Genomic DNA, 19856 nt, shown 5'->3' with positions numbered 1-19856 from the left:
GCTCTGTCATCCCCTCTCATCTTCGGAGATTGATATGCGTCTTGCTTCCACAAAAACTGCGGCGGCCTTGTGCGGTGGCCTGTTGCTGGCCATGAGTGTTCCGGCCAGTGCCGCAGTCGACGCCAAACTGCTCGACATGCTCAAGGCTAACGGCTCGATCACCAACGCGCAGTACAGCGAACTGCAAGCCGAGCTGGCCAGGGATCAGAAAGAACAGCAGATTGCCCGTCAGGCTCAGCAAGAGACCAACGAGCAAATCGCGGCCACCGCGAAGAAAACCGACACACTGAGTGCTTTCGACCAGAAGCTTGCATGGGCGGCAAAGACCCAGTTCAAGGGCGACGTGCGCTTTCGTCAGGAAAACGTCCACAACGATGGCGTGCCAAACAACAAGGACCAGGATCGTCAGCGCATTCGTGCCCGCCTGGGTGCCTACAGCGAAATCAACCCGCAGGTCGACACCGGCATCCGTATCGCCACCGGCAGCAACGACGACGCACGCTCGACCAACCAGGACCTGAACAACTACTTCGACAAGAAGCAGATCTGGCTGGACCAGGGTTACATCGACTACCACCCGGACGCGATCAAGAACCTGCACCTGGTTGGCGGCAAGATGCCGCAACAATGGGTGAGCATGGGCGACATCATCTGGGATAGCGACATCAACCCGGAAGGTCTGGCCGTCACCTACAAGTACCCGTTGAGCGGCAGCACCGAGCTGTTCGGTAGCGCCGGTCACTACACCCTCAAGGACAACGTCGATGGCGAAGGCGTGCAATTCAAGCACGACCTGCGTCTGTACGCCGGCCAGTTGGGTGCGCGCTTCGCCATCACCGACAGCATGAAAATGACCTTGGGCGGCAGTCTCTATGCCTACGACAACGATGACAGCAGCGCCTGCCCGACCTCGGGTACCGTTACTACGCCATGCGCACTGGCCGTCAACGGCAACAGCCCGGGCGAACAGTTCAAACTGTACGAAGGCTTTGGTCAGCTGGACTTCAGCAACCTGCCGGTACCGCTGTCGATCTACGGTCAGTACGTCAACAACACCGATGCCAGCAACGACCAGGACACTGGCTGGCTGGCCGGTGTGAAGTCCAAGCTTTACGGCTTCAACGTGGACTACAACTACCGCGACGTACAGCGTAACGCTGTGGTGGGTGCCTTCACCGACTCCGACTTCGCCAACGGCTTCACCGGTTCGCGCGGCAGCAAGCTGAAAGTGAGCTACGACCTGGACAAGAACTTTGCCCTGGGCGCGACCTACTACATGGCGACCTCGGACCAGACCAACGCCAACATCAACAAGAAGGATTCGGACATCAACACCCTGCAACTGGATGCCGAAGCCAAGTTCTGATTCAACCCGCCACACGACTCGGGCAAGGAAGCCCGGGCCCCTTTTACAGCCTGGCGTTGATGTATCGGTCCCCATCATCCTCCGATGCATCAACGCGAGACTGTTTTCATATCCCAGACTGCACCCATTCAATTGTGGCGAGCGAGCTTGCTCGCGCTGGACTGCGAAGCGGTCCCGAACTCAGCCACCGCGATTCACCAGACATACCGCATCAACCGATCTTGCGACTACTGCGTAGTCGAACGGGAGCAAGCTCCCTCACCACAAAAGCCCACGCAAAAAAAGATCGCAGAATCAGCGCTTGCGCAGCAACACGCTACCAATCGAGTAACCGGCGCCGAACGAGCTGAGCACGGCCAGCGAACCGGCGGCCAGATCGTCCTGGTTCTTGTGGAACGAAATCACGGAACCGGCGGAACTGGTGTTGGCGTAGGTGTCGAGAATCACCGGGGCTTCCTGTTCGGTCGCATCGCGGCCCAGCAGTTTCTTGACGATCAGGTGGTTCATGCTGAGGTTGGCCTGGTGCAGCCAGAAGCGCTTCACATCGCTGATGTTGAGCTGGTTCTCTTGCAGATGCTCAGCGATCAGCTCGGCCACCATCGGGCAGACTTCCTTGAACACCTTGCGGCCTTCCTGCACGAACAGTTTGTCCTTGGCGCCGATGCCCTCTTCCGCAGCGCGGTTGAGGAAGCCGAAGTTGTTCCGGATGTTGTTGGAGAACTTGGTCAGCAGCTTGGTGCTGACGATGTCGAACTGATACTTGGACGTCGCCAGGTCGGCACGCTCGATGATCACCGCAGTGGCGGCATCGCCGAAGATGAAGTGGCTGTCGCGGTCACGGAAGTTCAGGTGGCCGGTGCAGACTTCCGGGTTGACCATCAGGACCGCGCGGGCCTGGCCCAGTTGCACGCTGTTGGCGGCAGTCTGGATACCGAAAGTCGCCGAGGAGCACGCCACGTTCATGTCGAAACCGAAACCCTGGATGCCCAGCGCTTCCTGGACTTCGATGGCAATGGCCGGGTAGGCACGTTGCAGGTTGGAGCAGGCGACGATCACGCCGTCGATGTCCGCTGCGGTCTTGCCGGCACGCTGCAGGGCTTGTTCGGCCGCGCCAATGGCCATCTGGCACAGCACCGACCACTCGTCGTTGGAACGCTCCGGCAGGCGCGGGGCCATGCGCTGCGGGTCGAGAATGCCGTCCTTGTCCATGACAAAGCGGCTTTTGATGCCGGAGGCTTTTTCGATGAATGCGGCACTGGACTCGGTCAATGCCTGCACTTCACCGCGTGCGATGGCGTCGGCGTTGTCGGCGTTGAATTGCGCGACGTAAGTATTGAAAGACTGGACCAGCTCTTCATTGGAAATGCTGTTGGCCGGGGTGTACAGGCCGGTGCCACTGATGACGACGTTATGCATGGTCGTGTCTCTAATCTGTTCAGGCAGAAAGCATTGGTACCGTCGTACCAACACGCAAAGGGTCTATTCCCGTCCGGGGACGCAAACCTGGCATCGCTTTATTCCGTGACGCCACCTGGCCGAAGGCTCCAGGTCGCGAAACCGGCGTTTATGGTCGCGAAGTTTGCCATAAACCTTGGGTTTTGGCGCCTTTTTGCTGGATGAACCCTTTGCTACAGGCACCACAGCAACCTGTGGGAGCGGGCTTGCCCGCGAATGCGATGGGTCAGTCAACGCTGATGTTGAAACTGACGGCCCCTTCGCGGGCAAGCCCGCTCCCACAGGGTATTGCAGTGGTATCAGGTCTAGGGTTCGACCTGGCTCCACTGCTTGCTCAGGCGCTTGTCGGAGATCGGCACCTTGGTTCCCAACTGTTGCGCAAACAGCGAAACCCGGTATTCCTCCAGCCACCAGCGATACAACTCCAGCTGCGGATCGCGCTTGCCTTCCTGGGCATGTTTGCTGGCGCGAGTCTGGTATTGCGTCCACAGGCCGCTCAATTCGCCGCTCCAGACCCGGTCGCGCTGCACCTGGGCAGCGATTTTTTCGAAGCGTTGCTCAATGGCCTTGAGGTAACGCGGCAACTCCTTGAGCCACTGCATCGGTGTTTCCCGGACAAACCCCGGATAGACCAGGTGGCTGAGCTGCTGCTTGATGTCGTTCAGGGCCACGGCCTGTGCCAGGTCGATCTTGCCCTTGAAGCGTTTTTGCAGGCCATGCCAGAGCTTGAGGATTTCCAGGGTCAGCTTCGCCACGCGCTCGGCGTGCTCGGTCCAGGCACCACGCTTGCGTTCGGCCAGCGACGCCAATCCGGCGCCATCGCGTGGCAGCGGGTCTTCACCTTCGAGAATGCAGCTGTCGAGGCTGGCCAGCAAAATGTCTTCCACCAGCGCATCGACACGCCCCATGTCGCGGTACAGCAGGCCCAGCTCGGTCAGGCCCGGCAACTTGCCACGCAGGAACTTTGCCGACTCGGCCAGTTGCTGCATCAGCAGGCGTTGCAGGGCACGGCGATGCTGGAACTCGGCTTCGGCCGGCGTCGAGAAGCGCCCTTCCTTGACCGTGCCCGCCTCTTCCACCAGCGCCGGATAGACCGTCATCGACAGTCCGGCAATCTTTTGCTGGGTTTTCTCGGCCACGGCGGCGAAGACTTTCGGCTCCACCGGCTGCTGGCTCTTAGCGGTTTGCGGCACCGCCAATGCGGCCTGGCTGGCCTCGGCGAAACGCGCCGTCAACTCGGCCAGATCACGCCCTTCACCGAGGAACTTGCCCTGGCCGTCGACGATTTCCAGGTTCATCCGCAGATGGCTTTCGACCTGCTGCGCCGCCTCGGCCCAGGCTTCATCGCTGACCCGCGCTCCGGTCATGCGCAGCAACTCGCGCCCCAGGGCCTGGGGCAGCGAGCCCTCGGCAAAGGTCATGCGCTGCAGGGCGGCCTTGACGAAGTCCGGCACCGGCACGAAGTTTTTTCGCAGGGTCTTGGGCAGGTTGCGCACCAGGGCAATGCACTTGGCTTCGATGACACCCGGCACCAGCCATTCCAGGCGCTCCGGCGGCAGCATCGGCAACAGCGGTGCCGGCACGCGCAGGGTCACGCCGTCCCGTGGATGGTTCGGTTCGAAGTGGTAGCTGAGGGCCAACTCCAGATCGCCGATGTGCAGCGTATCCGGGTAATGCTGTGCGGTGACCTCGCTGGCTTCACGGGCCAGCACGTCTTCTTCGCGCATGATCAACAGCTGCGGATCTTTCTGGCTGTTGATCCGGTACCAGCTGTCGAAGGTCGCGGTCTGGTGAATCTCCGCCGGCAGGCGCGCGTCGTAGAAGGCGTACAGGGTTTCTTCATCAGCCAGGATGTCACGACGGCGGGCCTTGGCCTCCAGTTCGTCGAGTTGTTCCAGCAACTGCTTGTTGGCGGTCAAACACTTGGCTTTGGACTGGATCTCGCCGCGCACCAGCGCTTCGCGGATAAACAATTCGCGCGAAACCACCGGGTCCACCGGACCGTAATGCACCGGCCGCCGGCCGACCACGATCAACCCGAACAGGGTGATCTGCTCGAACGCAACCACCTGGCCGCGCTTCTTCTCCCAATGGGGTTCGAAGTGGTTTTTCTTGATCAGGTGCCCGGCGAGCGGTTCGATCCAGTCGGCGTCGATCTTCGCCACCATGCGCGCGTAGAGCTTGGTGGTTTCCACCAGTTCGGCGGTCATCAGCCACTGCGGACGCTTCTTGCCGATGCCCGACGACGGATGAATCCAGAACCGCCGCTGACGCGCGCCGAGGTAATCGCCCTCTTCGGTTTTCTGGCCGATCTGGCTGAGCAACCCCACCAGCACCGCTTTGTGCAGTTTCGGGTAATCCGCCGGCTCTTTATTGAGGCTCAGCTGCATGTCGCGGCAGATCAGGCTCAATTGGCGATGGGAGTCGCGCCATTCGCGCAGGCGCAGGTAATTCAGGAAATTCTTGCGGCACCAGTTGCGCAGCGGGTTGGCGGTCAGCGCCTGGCGTTGCTCTTCGAATCCGCGCCACAGGTTGACGAGCCCTGCGAAGTCCGAGTCGGCGTCTTTCCACTGGGCGTGGGCCTGATCCGCCGCTTGCTGACGCTCCGGCGGCCGTTCGCGCGGGTCCTGGATCGACATGGCGCTGGCGACGATCAGCACTTCCTGCAAGCTGCCGAGCTTCGCCGCTTCCAGCAACATGCGCCCCATGCGCGGGTCCACCGGCAGTCGTGCCAATTGGCGACCGAGCGGGGTCAACTGGCTGTTGCGATCCACCGCCGAGAGTTCCTGCAGCAGGTTGTAACCGTCGCTGATGGCCTTGCCATCCGGCGGCTCGATGAACGGGAACGCGCTGACCTCGCCAAGGCGCAGGTGCAACATCTGCAAAATGACCGCTGCGAGGTTGGTCCGCAGGATTTCCGGATCGGTAAATTCCGGGCGACCGAGGAAATCCTCTTCGCTGTACAGGCGCACGCAGATGCCCGGCTCGACCCGTCCGCACCGGCCCTTGCGCTGGTTGGCGCTGGCCTGGGAAACGGCTTCGATCGGCAGGCGCTGGACCTTGGCCCGGTAGCTGTAGCGACTGATGCGCGCGGTGCCGCTGTCGATCACGTAGCGGATGCCCGGCACGGTCAGCGAGGTTTCCGCGACGTTGGTCGCCAGCACCACGCGTCGCCCCGGGTGCGACTGGAAAATCCGCTGCTGCTCGGCCGGCGACAGGCGCGCGTACAACGGCAGGATTTCGGTGTGCTTGAGCTGGGCCTTGCGCAGCATGTCGGCGGCGTCGCGAATCTCGCGTTCACCGGGCAGGAACACCAGCACGTCACCGGGACTGCGGCGTTCACTGCGCTCATAAGCGGCGATTTCATCGAGGGTGGCGAGGATCGCCTGATCCACCGTCAGGTCGTCCTCGACGCGGTTACCCTCTTCGTCCTGCTCCAGGGTCAGCGGGCGATACCAGGTGTCCACCGGGAAGGTACGGCCGGACACCTCGACAATCGGCGCGTCGTCGAAATGCTTGGAGAAACGCTCCAGGTCGATGGTCGCCGAGGTGATGATGACCTTCAGGTCCGGGCGGCGCGGCAGCAGGGTTTTCAGGTAACCGAGCAGGAAGTCGATGTTGAGGCTGCGTTCGTGGGCTTCGTCGACGATGATCGTGTCGTAGCGTTCCAGATAGCGGTCGTTCTGGGTTTCCGCCAGCAGGATGCCGTCGGTCATCAGTTTGATCAGGGTATTGGAATCGCTCTGGTCCTCGAAGCGCACCTGATAGCCGACCAGCGCACCCAGCGGCGTGCCCAGCTCTTCGGCAACCCGGCTGGCCACGCTGCGCGCGGCGATCCGCCGTGGCTGGGTGTGACCGATCAAGCCATGCTGGCCACGACCGATCTCCAGGCAGATCTTCGGTAACTGGGTGGTTTTACCCGAGCCGGTCTCGCCCGCGATGATCAGCACCTGATGTTTTTCCAGGGCCTTCTTGATTTCGTCGCGCTTGGCGGCAATCGGCAAACTGTCGTCGTAACGAATCACCGGCAGGCTGGCGCGGCGCGCCAGCACCTGGTCACAGGACGCCTGCATGCGCGTGACCCACTGGCCCAGCTTGGCCTCGTCGGGTTTCTTGCGCAGCTCAAGCAACTGCCGCCGCAGCCGGTGGCGGTCGGCGAGCATGGCGTGATCAAGGTTTTTCAGCAGTTTGTCGATGGAGGGCGATTCGTCGGTCATAGAAGCAGCAGCAAGCTGTAAGCCAAAAGCTGCAAGAGTAACAGAGAAGCAGCTGCAAGCTTAAAGCCTCAAGCTATAAGTTGGATGCGGCTTCTCACTTGCAGCTTAAAGCTTGCAGCTTATTGCTGCTTCCTCCGATACGGAAACACATCAATCACCTTCCCCGCCCGAATCGCCTCCTGCAGGCTCTTCCAGTAATCGGCGTTGTACAACTCGCCATGCAACTGATCGAACAACTTGCGCTGCCCCGAGTCGGCAAACAGGAACGGCGGAAACTCTTCCGGGAACACATCCAGCGGCCCGATCGAGTACCAGGGTTCGGACGCCATCTCGTCTTCCGGCGTGCGCGGTTGTGGAATGTGGCGGAAGTTGGCCTCGGTGAGAAAGCAGATTTCGTCGTAGTCGTAGAACACCACCCGGCCGTGACGGGTGACGCCAAAGTTCTTCAACAGCATGTCACCGGGAAAGATGTTGGCCGCCGCCAGTTGCTTGATCGCCAGGCCGTAGTCTTCCAGGGCTTCGCGCACCTGCGCCTCATTGGCGTTTTCCAGATACAGGTTCAGCGGGGTCATGCGCCGTTCGGTCCAGCAGTGACGGATCAGCACCGTGTCGCCTTCGACCGACACCGTGGACGGCGCGACGTCCAGCAATTCCTCCAGGCACGCCGGGTCGAACTTGCTCAGCGGGAAACGGAAGTCGGCGAACTCCTGGGTATCGGCCATGCGCCCGACCCGGTCGACGCTCTTCACCAGGCGGTACTTTTCGATCACCGTGGCGCGGTCGACGTTTTTCGATGGCGAGAAACGGTCCTTGATGATTTTGAACACGGTGTTGAAACCCGGCAGGGTGAACACGCTCATGACCATGCCGCGCACGCCGGGGGCCATGATGAACTGGTCGTCGGTGTTAGCCAGGTGATTGATCAGCGCCCGGTAGAACTCCGACTTGCCGTGCTTGTAGAAGCCGATCGAGGTGTACAGCTCGGCGATGTGCTTGCCCGGCAGGATGCGCCGCAGGAAGCCGATGAACTCCGCCGGCACCGGCACATCCACCATGAAATACGAGCGGGTGAAGGAGAAAATGATCGAGACGTCCGCTTCGTCGGTGATCAGCGCATCGATCTGGATGCCGCGACCTTCCAGGTGCAGCAAGGGAATTGCCAGCGGCCATTGCTCGTCGGCGGTGTAGATGCGCCCCACCAGGTACGCACCTTTATTGCGGTACAGCACCGAGGAAAACAGCTCGACGCTCAGCTCCGGGTCCTTGCACACCCAGTCCGGCAGGTTCTCGCGCAATTGCGCTTCGAGGCGTTTCAGGTCACCGGACAGGTCGGCGTAATCCTCGCTGAAGCGGTAGTCGGCGAAGATGCTGGCAAGCATCGCCGACAGTTGGCCTTGCGGCTTGTAGGTGCGGGTTTGCGCGGCCCGGGCACGGCGCAGGCTCGGCCGGGTGGTGTGGATGAACATGCAGCCGTCGCTGATCAGGTCATGGCTGAACAGCCCGCAGAAGATCGAGTTGTACCAGGTCTCGGACAATTCATCGTCGAAGCGCAGGTCGATCAGGCTGATGTAGGCACTTTTCACCAGTGGCCAGCAACTGACGTCCAGAGTTTCGGCGTCAAACGCGGTGCGCAGTCGCTCCACCGTTTCACTGACTTTATCTTCGTACAGATTGATCCGCGCCGCCGACGCCGATTGCGTCTCCTGCCACCGGGCCTGTTCGAAGCGAGCTCGGGCACCGTCGGTGATCTGCCGGAAATGCTCGCGGTAATCGTCAAAGCCATCGAGGATCAAGCGGGCGATGTCGGCGGCTGGCCATTGCTGCGGCATGGTGAGACCTCTGCGGGAATTCGGGAGGCTTGAGCTTAGCCAGTGAAGCGGGTGCAGGAGAAGCGTAATTTTCCAGGCGCCGCGTCATCGACACCCTGAAGAGTTCAATGCCCGGTTTTCGGTTGCCATCGATCACGCACTCAGCAACACTTTCGCCCCTTCATCATGGAAGGAACGCGCTGTGAACCCCGTCGATATTTTCCGTTTACTGTCCCTGGCGGCCATTTGGGGTGCGAGTTTTCTGTTCATGCGCATCATCGCCCCGGTGATCGGCTCCCTGCCCACCGCGTTTTTCCGCGTATCGATTGCCGCCGTCGGGTTGCTGGTGATTCTTGGCCTGATGCGCATCAGCTGGGATTTCAAGGGCAAACTCAAGACCGTGATGCTGCTCGGGGTGATCAATTCCGGCATCCCGGCGACCCTGTACTCCGTTGCCGCGCAGGTGCTGCCTGCCGGTTACTCGTCGATTTTCAATGCCACGACCCCCTTGATGGGCGTGCTGATCGGCGGCCTGTTTTTCCATGAAAGGCTCACTGGCGCCAAGCTCGGCGGCGTGTTCCTGGGGTTGTTCGGCGTGGGCGTGCTGACCCGTGCCGGTCCGGTGGCGTTCGACATGTCACTGCTGATGGGGGCCGTCGCCTGCCTGCTCGCCACCACGTGCTACGGATTTGCCGGATTCCTGGCCCGCCGCTGGCTCGATCAGGCCGGCGGTCTCGATAGTCGTTTGTCGGCACTGGGCAGCATGCTTGGCGCGACCTTGTTCCTGTTGCCGCTGTTCGGCTACAGCGTGATCAGCCAGCCACCGGCGAGCTGGGGCGGCTGGAGCGTGTGGCTGTCGTTGCTGGGATTGGGGCTGGGCTGCACGGCGTTTGCCTACATTATTTACTTCCGGCTGCTGAGCTCGATCGGTCCGGTGAAATCGATGACCACGACCTTCCTGATCCCGCTGTTTGGCGTGTTGTGGGGAGCGCTGTTTCTCGATGAACCGCTGTCGATGGCGCATATCTATGGCGGGGTGTTGATTGCGTTGGCGTTGTGGCTGGTGTTGAAACCGGCTGCGGTGAAGCCGGGTTTGGTGGCTGAACGGTAGAATTGTTGCGTCGCGGATGACGCTTTCGCGGGCAAGCCCGCTCCCACAGGGTTCGATGTCGCGTACAAATTTTGTGTACGACATCAAATACTGTGGGAGCGGGCTTGCCCGCGAAGGCGTCCGCTCAGGCACTACAAGGATGAATCACTGACCTCCCCATCCACCAACCGCCGAATCCCCAGCGGATTGCCGTTCTGCAACGCCTCGGGCAGCAGCGCGTCCGGATAATTCTGGAAGCACACCGGCCGCAGGAGGCGATCGATCGCCAGGGTGCCGACCGAAGTGCCCCGCGAGTCGGATGTCGCCGGATACGGCCCGCCATGCACCATGGACTCGCAGACTTCGACCCCGGTCGGATAGCCGTTGAGCAGGATCCGCCCGACCTTTTCTTGCAACAGTTCTGCCAGCCAGCGGTACTCCAGCAGTTCGTCGGCCTCGCCACACCCGGCGTCATCGCATTCAATCGTCGGCGATGCAGGCGTTCATGCATTCGGTACGGGCCGAGCATGCGCTGAGCAAATGACAGGCAAAAGATCGCAGCCTGCGACAGCTCCTACAGGTACGGCTGCGATCTTTTGATTGTCTTGCCCGGCCTACGCTGTTTTACGGAACACAAACACCAGCCCGACGATGATCAACAGCATGCCGAACAGGCTCAACAGCGCCAGGCGGTTGCCGAAGACCAGATAGTCCATCACCGCCGTCACCGCCGGCACCAGGTAAAACAGACTGGTGACGTTCACCAGATTGCCCCGGGCGATCAAGCGGTACAGCAACAGCGTCGCCAGCACCGACACCACCAGCCCCATCCATAGCACCGGCAGGATGAAACCGCTGCTGTGTTCGAAGTGAAACGGCTGGAAAGGTACGAAAATCCCGCACAACAACAGCCCGGCGAGGTACTGCACCGGCAGCGTGCCGAGGGGATTTTCAGTGATGCGTTTCTGCATGATCGAACCGAACGTCATGCTCGCCAGCGCCAGCAGACCGAAAAGCATTCCGGCCAGCGACATCCCGGCCAGGCCGATGCCCTGATAGACCACCATGATCAAACCAGTCAGACCCAGGACCAGACCGAACATCCGGCTCCAGGAACGCTGACGCTCCATCAGCACCACCGTGAGAATCGGCTGCACGCCCATGATGGTCGCCATCACCCCGGGGGTGACTTTCAGGTCCAGGGCCAGCAGATAGAAAATCTGATAGGCCCCCAACAACACCACGCCGGTGGCCATCGCGTACAGCATCGGCTTGCCGCCCTTGGGCAACTTCAGCTTGAACAACGGCACCAGCAACACCAGCCCGCATAGCGCGATGACGAAACGAAACATCAGGAAGGCGAAGGGTGACGCGTGGGCCAGCCCCCATTTGGAGAAGATCGCCCCGCTGCTCCACAGCAGCACGAACAGGCTCGTGGACGCCGCCGCGAGCGCGGATTTTTTCGAAAGGACAAACATGAATACCACCTGTAGTCAGGCAACAAGCCAACTCAGCAAAAGCTGAAATCCAGTAGTTTTTTCAGGCGGGCGCGGGAACAGCAGAAGACAGCTGATCAGCCCGAAATGCCAACGCCTGGCGGTGATACGACTGCGCACACCGGCGTGCTACTGACAGGTGGGGGGTAATGACTGATCTGCCCGGGCTGCAGATTCCCGCACGGCACGACGCCAGCGTTGACCGCTGAATCGACTACCGCGTTGAGGAGGAATGCAGGCATTGGGCTGATCTTTGCTCGAGGGATAAAAAGCGAGTCCGAAACTCACCGTGCGCCGACTATAACCAGCGTTCGACATGGATTGCAACGAGTTGGTCAAAAGGCCGTATCCGGCTTCAACCAAACAACCAATACCCCAACAACGTCAACACCACCGCCGCCAGCACCGGGCGCAGTACACGGTAGGCCTTGGGATTGCGCCGCTTCCATTGCTTGACCACACCACTGAATCTATCGCTGGAGCTCTTGCTCCACTCGTAGGCCTTGTTGATCCCGCCCACACGCTCGTCATCCAGGTTCTGAGGGGCGGTGGCGCGACCCAGCCAGGCGCTGATACAGCGGTTGATGCCGGTCATGAAGCGATTGCTCAACGGACGTTCGATATCGCAGAACAGGATGACCCGGGTCTTTGGCGTTTCATTCTTGACCCAGTGCACGTAGGTCTCGTCGAACATCACGTCTTGACCATCGCGCCAGGCGTAAACCTGACCGTCGACAAAGATGCGGCAATCATCGCAATTGGGGGTGGACAGCCCCAGGTGATAACGCAGGGAGCCGCCAAACGGATCGCGATGCGGGTTGAGGTGGCTGCCGCCCGGCAGCAGCGCAAACATAGCGCCCTTGACGTTGGGAATGCTGCTGACCAATGCCACGGTTCTCGGGCACAAGACTTCGGCAGAAGGCAGCGGTTTGTCATACCACTTGAGATAGAAACGCTTCCAGCCCTTCTTGAAGAACGAGCCAAAACCGGCGTCGTTATTCTTTGCCGCCGCACGAATATAGCCCTCGTCGAACAAGTGCATCGCTTCGTCGCGAATCACCTCCCAGTTGTCCTTGAGCACATCCAGTTCGGGAAACTTGCTGCGATCCAGATACGGTTTGGAAGGCACACCGGAAAACAGGTACATCAATGCGTTATAGGGTGCGAACAGTGCCGAATGGTTAACGAACTGGCGCAAAACCGGGAGACGTGCCTTGCCGCGTAAGTGCACATAGAGGGTGCTGCCGAGAAACAGCAGCAACAACGAGGCTTTCGCGGCAAACGAAAAGGTCATCAACAACTCCTTTGAAGATAAGCGACTTTGCACCACGCCCATTGCCCGGCGTGGTTTGCGGCATGATAAACACTGCCGAACCGGTGAAAAACCTGCACTTTTCAACATTCAATGTTAACGAATGTGCAACAAAGCATTTCTTAACATGTGGCACCTGAACGGCGGCTGATGCGAATCCATCATCAACCACCGCCAGCGACGATCCGCCAAAGTTCAGCGCTTACTGCTGGTTCTCCTGTTCGGTAAACAGATCACTGAACAACATGCTCGACAGATAACGTTCACCGGAATCCGGCAGGATCACGACGATGGTCTTGCCCTGCATTTCCGGGGTCTCCGCCAATCTTACGGCCACTGCCATGGCAGCGCCGCAGGAGATCCCGCACAAGATTCCTTCTTCCTGCATCAAGCGCAAGGCCATGGCCTTGGACTCTTCGTCACTGACCAGTTCTACCCGGTCGACGATCGACAAATCGAGGTTCTTCGGCACAAATCCGGCACCAATGCCCTGGATCTTGTGCGGGCTCGGCTTGATTTCTTCACCGGCCAGGGCCTGGGTAATCACCGGCGACACCGCCGGCTCCACCGCCACCGAGAGAATCGGTTTGCCCTGGGTATTCTTGATATACCGTGAAACCCCGGTGATGGTTCCACCGGTTCCGACGCCTGCCACCAGCACGTCGACGGCGCCGTCGGTATCGTTCCAGATTTCCGGGCCGGTGGTTTTTTCGTGGATGGCCGGGTTGGCCGGGTTGTCGAATTGCGCCGGCATGAAGAAGTTCGACGGGTCGCTGGCAACAATTTCACCGGCTTTTTCGATAGCGCCCTTCATGCCTTTGGCCGGTTCGGTCAACACCAGCTCGGCACCCAGTGCCTTGAGTACCTTGCGACGTTCGATGCTCATGGACGCCGGCATGGTCAGCATCAGTTTGTAGCCACGGGCGGCGGCCACGAACGCCAGGCCGATACCGGTATTGCCGGAGGTGGGTTCGACGATGGTCATGCCCGGTTTGAGTTTGCCAGTGCTCTCGGCATCCCAGATCATGTTTGCGCCGATCCGGCACTTGACCGAGTAACCGGGGTTGCGCCCTTCGATCTTGGCCAGAATGGTCACACCACGCGGCGCAATGCGATTGATCTGCACCAGCGGCGTGTTGCCAATGGAGTGGGCGTTGTCAGCGAAAATGCGGCTCATGGCTGGGTCCTTAACGACAGCATTGAAATAGGGCATCAAGGTAAGCCCACTTGCCCGCAGGCGTCCAGTCGGGTCGAACGTCCGCCTGTCAGTGCAGTCAATGGCTTTAGATCGCCAGAGATTTGCCGCCATGAAACGTCGATACAGCTGGCCCCTGTGGACCCTCATCGGCCTCGTTGTACTGCTGATAACGTTGCACATCGCCTTGCCCTATCTGGTGCGCGATTACCTTAATGAGAGGCTGGCGGACATGGGCGACTACCGGGGCCAGATCACCGACGTGGACCTGGCCTTGTGGCGCGGCGCCTACAAGATCAACGGACTGAAAATCGTCAAGGTCGATGGCAAGGTTCCGGTGCCTTTCGTCAATGCGCCATTGATCGACCTCTCGGTGAGTTGGCACTCCCTGTGGCACGACCACGCGGTGGTGGCCGAAGTGCAGTTCATCACGCCCGAGGTCAACTTCGTCGACGGCGCCAACAAGCGAAATTCCCAGACCGGCCAGGGCACCGACTGGCGTGCCCAATTAGGCAAGCTGCTGCCCATTACCCTGAACGAAGTGCGGATCAACGACGGCAAGATCAGTTTTCGCAACTTCAACTCCAAACCACCGGTGAACATGAACGCCACAAAGGTGGATGCCCGTATTTTCAACCTGACCAACGTGGTCGACACCAAAGGCAAACGCGACGCACGCTTTGAAGGCAAAGCCTTGCTGCTGGGGCACGCACCACTGGAAACCTCGGCCACTTTCGATCCGTTGAGCGACTTCGAAGACTTCGAGTTTCGCTTGCGCACCACGGATATCGAACTCAAGCGCCTGAACGACTTCGCCGCGGCCTACGGCAAGTTCGACTTCAATGCCGGCCATGGCGACGTGGTGATCGAAGCCCAGGCCAACAAGGGCCGACTGACCGGCTATATCAAGCCGCTGATGCGCGATGTTGACGTGTTCAACTGGCAGCAGGATGTGGAAAACAAGGACAAAGGGCTGTTCCGTTCGATATGGGAAGCCCTCGTCGGTGGAACCGAGACTGTCCTGAAAAACCAGGGCAAAAACCAGTTTGCGACAAAGGTCGAACTCAGCGGCAACGTTCACCAGAAGGATGTCAGCGCGTTCCAGGCTTTTTTGCAGATTTTACGCAATGGTTTCATCCAGGCGTTCAATGCGCGGTATGAACGGCCCAAGCCGGATGCAGGCTAGGTCACTAAGTGACGCCCCATTCAGAGACTGAATAAGCCGTCTGCGTTCACAGTCGACCGGGCAGCGCGTTATAGTCGGCGCTGACCCTTTTTATTGCGCCCCCCGCCCTGCCTCGTTCAGGTCGGCGTTACCGTTCGAGGATTAGCAGATGAAGTTCGAAGGCACCCAGGCCTACGTCGCCACCGATGACCTGAAGCTGGCGGTCAACGCCGCCATCACCCTGGAGCGGCCATTGCTGGTCAAGGGCGAACCGGGCACCGGCAAGACCATGCTCGCCGAGCAACTGGCCGAATCCTTTGGCGCCAAGCTGATCACCTGGCACATCAAATCCACCACCAAGGCTCACCAGGGCCTCTATGAGTACGACGCGGTCAGCCGCCTGCGCGATTCGCAGCTTGGTACGGAAAAGGTCCACGACGTTCGCAACTACCTGAAAAAGGGCAAGCTCTGGGAAGCCTTCGAATCCGAAGAACGGGTCATCCTGTTGATCGACGAAATCGACAAGGCCGACATCGAATTCCCCAACGACCTGCTGCAAGAACTCGACAAGATGGAGTTCTACGTTTACGAGATCGACGAGACCATCAAGGCGAAAAAGCGCCCGATCATCATCATTACCTCAAACAACGAGAAAGAGCTGCCGGACGCGTTCCTGCGCCGCTGCTTCTTCCACTACATCGCCTTCCCGGATCGCGTGACGATGCAGCGGATCGTCGACGTGCACTACCCGGACATCAAGAAAGACCTGGTCAGCGAAGCGCTGGACGTGTTCTTCGACGTGCGCAAGGTGCCGGGTCTGAAGAAAAAGCCTTCGACCTCCGAACTGGTGGACTGGCTCAAGCTGCTGATGGCCGACAACATCGGCGAAGCGGTGCTGCGCGAACGCGATCCGACCAAGGCCATCCCGCCACTGGCCGGCGCCCTGGTGAAGAACGAACAGGACGTGCAATTGCTTGAGCGTCTGGCGTTCATGAGCCGTCGCGGCACCCGCTAAGAGGCTGATGCCATGCTGCTCAACCTGTTCAATGAAATGCGCGCAGCCAAGGTGCCGGTCTCGGTACGCGAGCTGCTGGACCTGATCAACGCGCTGAAACAGCGCGTGACCTTCGCCGACATGGACGAGTTCTATTACCTGTCCCGAGCGATCCTGGTGAAGGACGAAAAGCATTTCGACAAGTTCGACCGGGCGTTCGGTGCCTACTTCAATGGCCTGGAAAAGCTCGACGGCCATCTTCAGGCACTGATCCCCGAAGACTGGCTGCGCAAGGAATTCGAACGCTCGCTGACCGACGAAGAACGGGCGGCGATCCAGTCCCTCGGCGGCCTGGACAAGCTGATCGAAGAGTTCAAGAAACGCCTCGAGGAACAGAAGGAACGTCACGCCGGCGGTAATAAATGGATCGGTACCGGCGGCACCAGCCCGTTCGGTTCCGGCGGTTTCAACCCGGAAGGCATCCGGGTCGGCGATGCCGGCAAGCGCCAGGGCAAGGCCGCCAAGGTCTGGGACCAGCGCGAATACAAGAACCTCGACGATTCGGTGGAACTGGGCACGCGCAACATCAAGGTCGCCCTGCGCCGCCTGCGCAAGTTCGCCCGCCAGGGCGCGGCGGAAGAGCTGGACATCGATGGCACCATCGACCACACCGCCAAGGATGCCGGCCTGCTGAACATCCAGATGCGGCCGGAGCGGCGCAACACCGTCAAGCTGTTGCTGCTGTTCGACATCGGCGGCTCGATGGACGCCCATGTGAAGATTTGCGAGGAATTGTTCTCGGCCTGCAAGACCGAGTTCAAGCACCTGGAGTACTTCTACTTCCACAACTTCATTTATGAATCGGTGTGGAAGAACAACATGCGCCGCACCTCCGAGCGCACCTCGACCATGGACCTGCTGCACAAGTACGGCGCCGACTACAAAGTGATCTTCATCGGCGACGCCGCCATGGCGCCCTATGAAATCACCCAGGCGGGCGGCAGTGTCGAGCACTGGAACGAAGAAGCCGGTTACGTGTGGATGCAGCGGTTCAAGGAAAAGTACAAGAAGCTCATCTGGATCAACCCGTATCCGAAGGACACCTGGGGCTATACCTCGTCGACCAATATTGTGCGGGACTTGATCGATGACCAGATGTATCCGTTGACCTTGCGGGGGTTGGAGGAAGGGATGCGGTTTCTTTCCAAGTAGAAATCCGTCGCCTGTGAAGGCCTCTTCGCGAGCAGGCCCGCTCCCACATTGGTTTTGTGCACGACACAGGTCAAATGTGGGAGCGGGCTTGCTCGCGAAGCTTTTAGCGGTGTGTGAAGCGCTGCAAATACCCGACATGCTCACGATGAGCGACATCCTGCACCACCGGCTTCAACCGCACCTGCGCCCCCGGCAGGCACTGCGCCAGCCGCGCCAGCGCCAATGGCGTCAACGCCCCCAGACGCGGATATCCACCAATGGTTTGCCGATCATTGAGCAACACAATCGGTTGCCCGTCGGGCGGCACCTGCACGGCACCCAACGGAATGCCCTCGGAAATCATCGGTTTGCCCTGGTACTGCAACGCCGTACCGAGCAGGCGAATACCCATTCGGTCGGCACGGCTGTCGAGGTGCCATAGGCTGTTGAACGCGTCGAACAGGCTCTGCCCGCTGAACTCGCCGATCTGTGCACCGAGGACCAGGTCCAACGGCGCATCAAGGTTCAGGTCCGGTCGTTGGTCTGCGGTCAATTCGCGCAGCAACATCACCGGGTTGCCCGAATAGCTCAAGCTCGCCCCTTTACCCAGCGCACGGCCCATGCCGTCCAGCCCGCCGAGTTCCTCCCGGACCACCGTCGCGCTACTGCCCAGCACTTTCGGCGCATCAAACCCACCCGGCGCCGCCAGATAAGCCCGGGCTCCGAGCAACGGCTGAGTGAATTGCAAACGCTGGCCTTTGTGCAGCCTGAAACTGCGCCACGGGGTCAAAGCCTCGCCGCCCACCCGTGCGCCAAGATCCGCCCCGGCCAAGGCCAGCACGCAGTCTTCTTCAGCCACCACGGTGAACCCGCCGAGGGTGATTTCGATCACCGGTGCATCCAGTGCGTTGCCCAATAGCCAGTTGGCCCAGGACATCGAACACCAATCGGCCGCTCCGCCCTGGGTCACGCCCAGATGCCGCACGCCGAATCGCCCGGCATCCTGCAACAGGCACAGCGGCGTACTCGCTTCAATCATCAGACGGCTCATGCGTGGGCCTCCAGAGGCGTATCGTCCCCCCCAAGGTTAATGAACTCGGCATGGTCGACCGCTTCGAACCGTACGGTGTCACCGGGTTGCATCAGGCTGTAGCCGTCACGGTTACGGTCGAACAATCTGGCCGGCGTGCGGCCGATCAGGTTCCAGCCGCCCGGCGACACCACCGGGTAAGCCGCCGTTTGCCGCTCGGCGATGCCGACACTGCCGGCCGCGACTTTCTTGCGTGGCGTGTTCAGACGCGGCGCAGCGAGCGCTTCTTCCACCAGCCCCATGAAGGCGAAGCCCGGTGCAAAACCCAAGGCGAACACCTGGTATTCACGCTCACTGTGGCGGCGGATCACCTCCTCCACCGCCAACCCGCTGCGCTGCGACAACAGCGTCAATTCCGGTCCGACGCTCAAGTCGTACCACACCGGCAACACATGACAGGTACCGCGAGTACGCGCATTGGGCGACAGATCGATCAGTGCCTGGGCAATCAGTTCCCGTGCCTGGCTCGGGCTCAATGCCGTCAGGTCGTAATGCACCATCAATGTGGTGTAGGACGGCACCAGATCGATCAGGTGCCCGGCAAATGCCATGCGCAGACTTTCACTGGCCGCGAGCATCCACGGCATGTTGCTTTCGGCAATTTCATCGAACAGGCGCACCATCAGGCAATCCAGCGCCACCACTTCCACCCGCAGCTTCATGACGCACTCTGCCGGTTCAAGGCTTCGCGGATGCGTTGCACGGCAGCGACCGAACTGGCGTTGTCGCCGTGCACGCAGAGGGTGTTGGCCTGCAAATGCAGGGCGCTGCCGTCACTGGCGGTGAGCTGATCGCCACGGGCAATGGTCAGCGCCTGCTCGATGATTGTTTCCGGGTCGTGATGCACCGCGCCCGGCAGTTGTCGCGAGACCAGCCTGCCGGCGCTGTCGTAAGCGCGATCGGCGAAGGCCTCGAACCACAGTGTCACGCCGTATTCATCGCCCAGTTGTTGGGCAGCGCTGTTGTCGCGGGTCGCCATCAGCATCAATGGCAGCGTGCGGTCGTAGGACGCCACCGCTTGCAAAACGGCGCGCAGCTGCGCCGGGTTGGCCATCATGTCGTTGTACATCGCGCCATGGGGTTTGACGTAACTGACCCGGCCGCCCTGGGCCCGGCAGATGCCGTCGAGGGCGCCGATCTGGTAATGCAGGATGTCTTGCAGCTCCTGGGTGGCATAGGCCATGGAGCGGCGGCCGAAGCCCACCAGGTCCTGATAGGCCGGATGCGCGCCGATTTGCACACCGTGGCTGAGGGCCAGGCTGACAGTCTTGCGCATGATGCTCGGGTCGCCGGCGTGAAAACCGCAGGCGACGTTGGCGCAATCGATGAAGGGCATGATTTCGGCGTCCAGACCCATGGTCCAGCTGCCGAAACTCTCGCCGATGTCGCAGTTCAATAGCAGGCGGCTCACACTGAACACTCCTGTAGGCTTTATTCTTTTCAGCTGCGGGACCTATCTATAAGACAGTCCCGCAGA

14 protein-coding genes and 1 pseudogene are annotated in these 19856 nt (G+C 60.4%); 5 read left to right on the top strand and 10 right to left on the bottom strand.

Going from position 1 to position 19856, the window contains the following annotated elements; all coding sequences use genetic code 11:
* Positions 1 to 34: 34 nt before the first annotated feature.
* The gene (locus AC3WN7_RS14810) at positions 35 to 1366 is read left to right on the top strand and encodes a putative porin (RefSeq protein WP_095963780.1); all 1332 of its coding nucleotides are present in this window, start codon (positions 35 to 37) and stop codon (positions 1364 to 1366) included.
* A gap of 294 nt (positions 1367 to 1660) precedes the next feature.
* Here the strand turns inward: AC3WN7_RS14810 and AC3WN7_RS14805 are convergent, their stop codons facing one another.
* The 3 genes from AC3WN7_RS14805 to aceK all read right to left on the bottom strand — a co-directional run bounded on the left by AC3WN7_RS14805 (position 1661) and on the right by aceK (position 8867).
* On the bottom strand, positions 1661 to 2782 hold the full coding sequence (locus AC3WN7_RS14805) for a beta-ketoacyl-ACP synthase III (RefSeq protein ID WP_095963779.1): 1122 nt from the start codon (positions 2780 to 2782) through the stop codon (positions 1661 to 1663).
* A gap of 344 nt (positions 2783 to 3126) precedes the next feature.
* Positions 3127 to 7038 (bottom strand): ATP-dependent RNA helicase HrpA, encoded by a 3912-nt coding sequence (hrpA, locus tag AC3WN7_RS14800; RefSeq protein WP_102673861.1) that lies wholly within the window; start codon positions 7036 to 7038, stop codon positions 3127 to 3129.
* Positions 7039 to 7157: 119 nt separating this feature from the next.
* Positions 7158 to 8867, bottom strand: coding sequence for a bifunctional isocitrate dehydrogenase kinase/phosphatase (aceK, locus tag AC3WN7_RS14795; RefSeq protein ID WP_102673862.1), 1710 nt, complete (start codon positions 8865 to 8867; stop codon positions 7158 to 7160).
* A 181-nt stretch (positions 8868 to 9048) separates the two neighbouring features.
* On the opposite strand from aceK, the gene AC3WN7_RS14790 reads away from it, so the two are divergent.
* Positions 9049 to 9957 carry a DMT family transporter gene (locus tag AC3WN7_RS14790; RefSeq protein WP_095963776.1) on the top strand — a complete coding sequence of 303 codons (909 nt, stop codon included), beginning with the start codon at positions 9049 to 9051 and terminating at the stop codon, positions 9955 to 9957.
* Positions 9958 to 10088: 131 nt separating this feature from the next.
* Here the strand turns inward: AC3WN7_RS14790 and AC3WN7_RS14785 are convergent.
* The 4 genes and pseudogenes from AC3WN7_RS14785 to cysK all read right to left on the bottom strand — a co-directional run.
* Positions 10089 to 10397, bottom strand: a pseudogene (locus AC3WN7_RS14785) (aldehyde dehydrogenase (NADP(+))); the annotation flags it as partial.
* Positions 10398 to 10550: 153 nt separating this feature from the next.
* The gene (locus AC3WN7_RS14780) at positions 10551 to 11414 is read right to left on the bottom strand and encodes a DMT family transporter (RefSeq protein WP_095963775.1); all 864 of its coding nucleotides are present in this window, start codon (positions 11412 to 11414) and stop codon (positions 10551 to 10553) included.
* A 373-nt stretch (positions 11415 to 11787) separates the two neighbouring features.
* Entirely contained in the window at positions 11788 to 12726 is a 939-nt protein-coding gene (locus tag AC3WN7_RS14775) for an aspartyl/asparaginyl beta-hydroxylase domain-containing protein (RefSeq protein ID WP_095963774.1), read from the bottom strand.
* Positions 12727 to 12946: 220 nt separating this feature from the next.
* Entirely contained in the window at positions 12947 to 13921 is a 975-nt protein-coding gene (gene cysK, locus AC3WN7_RS14770) for a cysteine synthase A (RefSeq protein ID WP_095963773.1), read from the bottom strand.
* Positions 13922 to 14021: 100 nt separating this feature from the next.
* On the opposite strand from cysK, the gene AC3WN7_RS14765 reads away from it, so the two are divergent.
* The 3 genes from AC3WN7_RS14765 to AC3WN7_RS14755 all read left to right on the top strand — a co-directional run bounded on the left by AC3WN7_RS14765 (position 14022) and on the right by AC3WN7_RS14755 (position 17310).
* Positions 14022 to 15125: a DUF748 domain-containing protein gene (locus AC3WN7_RS14765; protein ID WP_442963890.1), complete on the top strand. Its 1104-nt coding sequence runs from the start codon at positions 14022 to 14024 to the stop codon at positions 15123 to 15125.
* Between the two features lie 148 nt (positions 15126 to 15273).
* On the top strand, positions 15274 to 16119 hold the full coding sequence (locus AC3WN7_RS14760) for an AAA family ATPase (protein ID WP_007984829.1): 846 nt from the start codon (positions 15274 to 15276) through the stop codon (positions 16117 to 16119).
* A gap of 12 nt (positions 16120 to 16131) precedes the next feature.
* Positions 16132 to 17310, top strand: coding sequence for a vWA domain-containing protein (locus tag AC3WN7_RS14755; protein WP_102673864.1), 1179 nt, complete (start codon positions 16132 to 16134; stop codon positions 17308 to 17310).
* Between the two features lie 103 nt (positions 17311 to 17413).
* Here AC3WN7_RS14755 and AC3WN7_RS14750 read toward each other — a convergent pair whose 3' ends face one another.
* Genes AC3WN7_RS14750 through AC3WN7_RS14740 form a run of 3 tightly spaced genes read right to left on the bottom strand, consistent with a single transcriptional unit; the run spans position 17414 to position 19790 of the window.
* Positions 17414 to 18340, bottom strand: a complete 927-nt coding sequence (locus AC3WN7_RS14750; protein WP_102673865.1) for a 5-oxoprolinase subunit C family protein — start codon at positions 18338 to 18340, stop codon at positions 17414 to 17416.
* The gene (locus AC3WN7_RS14745; RefSeq protein ID WP_102673866.1) at positions 18337 to 19041 is read right to left on the bottom strand and encodes a 5-oxoprolinase subunit B family protein; all 705 of its coding nucleotides are present in this window, start codon (positions 19039 to 19041) and stop codon (positions 18337 to 18339) included. Before AC3WN7_RS14745 ends, AC3WN7_RS14750 begins: the two co-directional genes overlap by 4 nt.
* A complete protein-coding gene (locus AC3WN7_RS14740; RefSeq protein WP_102673867.1) occupies positions 19038 to 19790 on the bottom strand; it encodes a 5-oxoprolinase subunit PxpA in 753 nt (250 codons plus the stop codon). The genes AC3WN7_RS14745 and AC3WN7_RS14740 overlap by 4 nt, the downstream gene beginning before the upstream one ends.
* Between the last annotated feature and the right edge of the window lie 66 nt (positions 19791 to 19856).

Source organism: Pseudomonas sp. FW305-70 (assembly GCF_058783925.1).
Note: the sequence above shows the minus strand (reverse complement) of the source record. Positions and strands in the feature narration are given on the sequence as shown.

Excerpts from the sequence above, each read along its gene's own strand:
- AC3WN7_RS14780 (WP_095963775.1), bottom strand. The coding sequence starts at position 11,414 with ATGTTTGTCCTTTCGAAAAAATCCGCGCTCGCGGCGGCGTCCACGAGC.
- AC3WN7_RS14750 (WP_102673865.1), bottom strand. The coding sequence starts at position 18,340 with ATGAGCCGTCTGATGATTGAAGCGAGTACGCCGCTGTGCCTGTTGCAG.
- hrpA (WP_102673861.1), bottom strand. The coding sequence starts at position 7,038 with ATGACCGACGAATCGCCCTCCATCGACAAACTGCTGAAAAACCTTGAT.
- AC3WN7_RS14755 (WP_102673864.1), top strand. The coding sequence starts at position 16,132 with ATGCTGCTCAACCTGTTCAATGAAATGCGCGCAGCCAAGGTGCCGGTC.
- AC3WN7_RS14810 (WP_095963780.1), top strand. The coding sequence starts at position 35 with ATGCGTCTTGCTTCCACAAAAACTGCGGCGGCCTTGTGCGGTGGCCTG.
- AC3WN7_RS14760 (WP_007984829.1), top strand. The coding sequence starts at position 15,274 with ATGAAGTTCGAAGGCACCCAGGCCTACGTCGCCACCGATGACCTGAAG.
- AC3WN7_RS14805 (WP_095963779.1), bottom strand. The coding sequence starts at position 2,782 with ATGCATAACGTCGTCATCAGTGGCACCGGCCTGTACACCCCGGCCAAC.
- AC3WN7_RS14775 (WP_095963774.1), bottom strand. The coding sequence starts at position 12,726 with ATGACCTTTTCGTTTGCCGCGAAAGCCTCGTTGTTGCTGCTGTTTCTC.
- cysK (WP_095963773.1), bottom strand. The coding sequence starts at position 13,921 with ATGAGCCGCATTTTCGCTGACAACGCCCACTCCATTGGCAACACGCCG.
- aceK (WP_102673862.1), bottom strand. The coding sequence starts at position 8,867 with ATGCCGCAGCAATGGCCAGCCGCCGACATCGCCCGCTTGATCCTCGAT.
- AC3WN7_RS14765 (WP_442963890.1), top strand. The coding sequence starts at position 14,022 with ATGGCTTTAGATCGCCAGAGATTTGCCGCCATGAAACGTCGATACAGC.
- AC3WN7_RS14745 (WP_102673866.1), bottom strand. The coding sequence starts at position 19,041 with ATGAAGCTGCGGGTGGAAGTGGTGGCGCTGGATTGCCTGATGGTGCGC.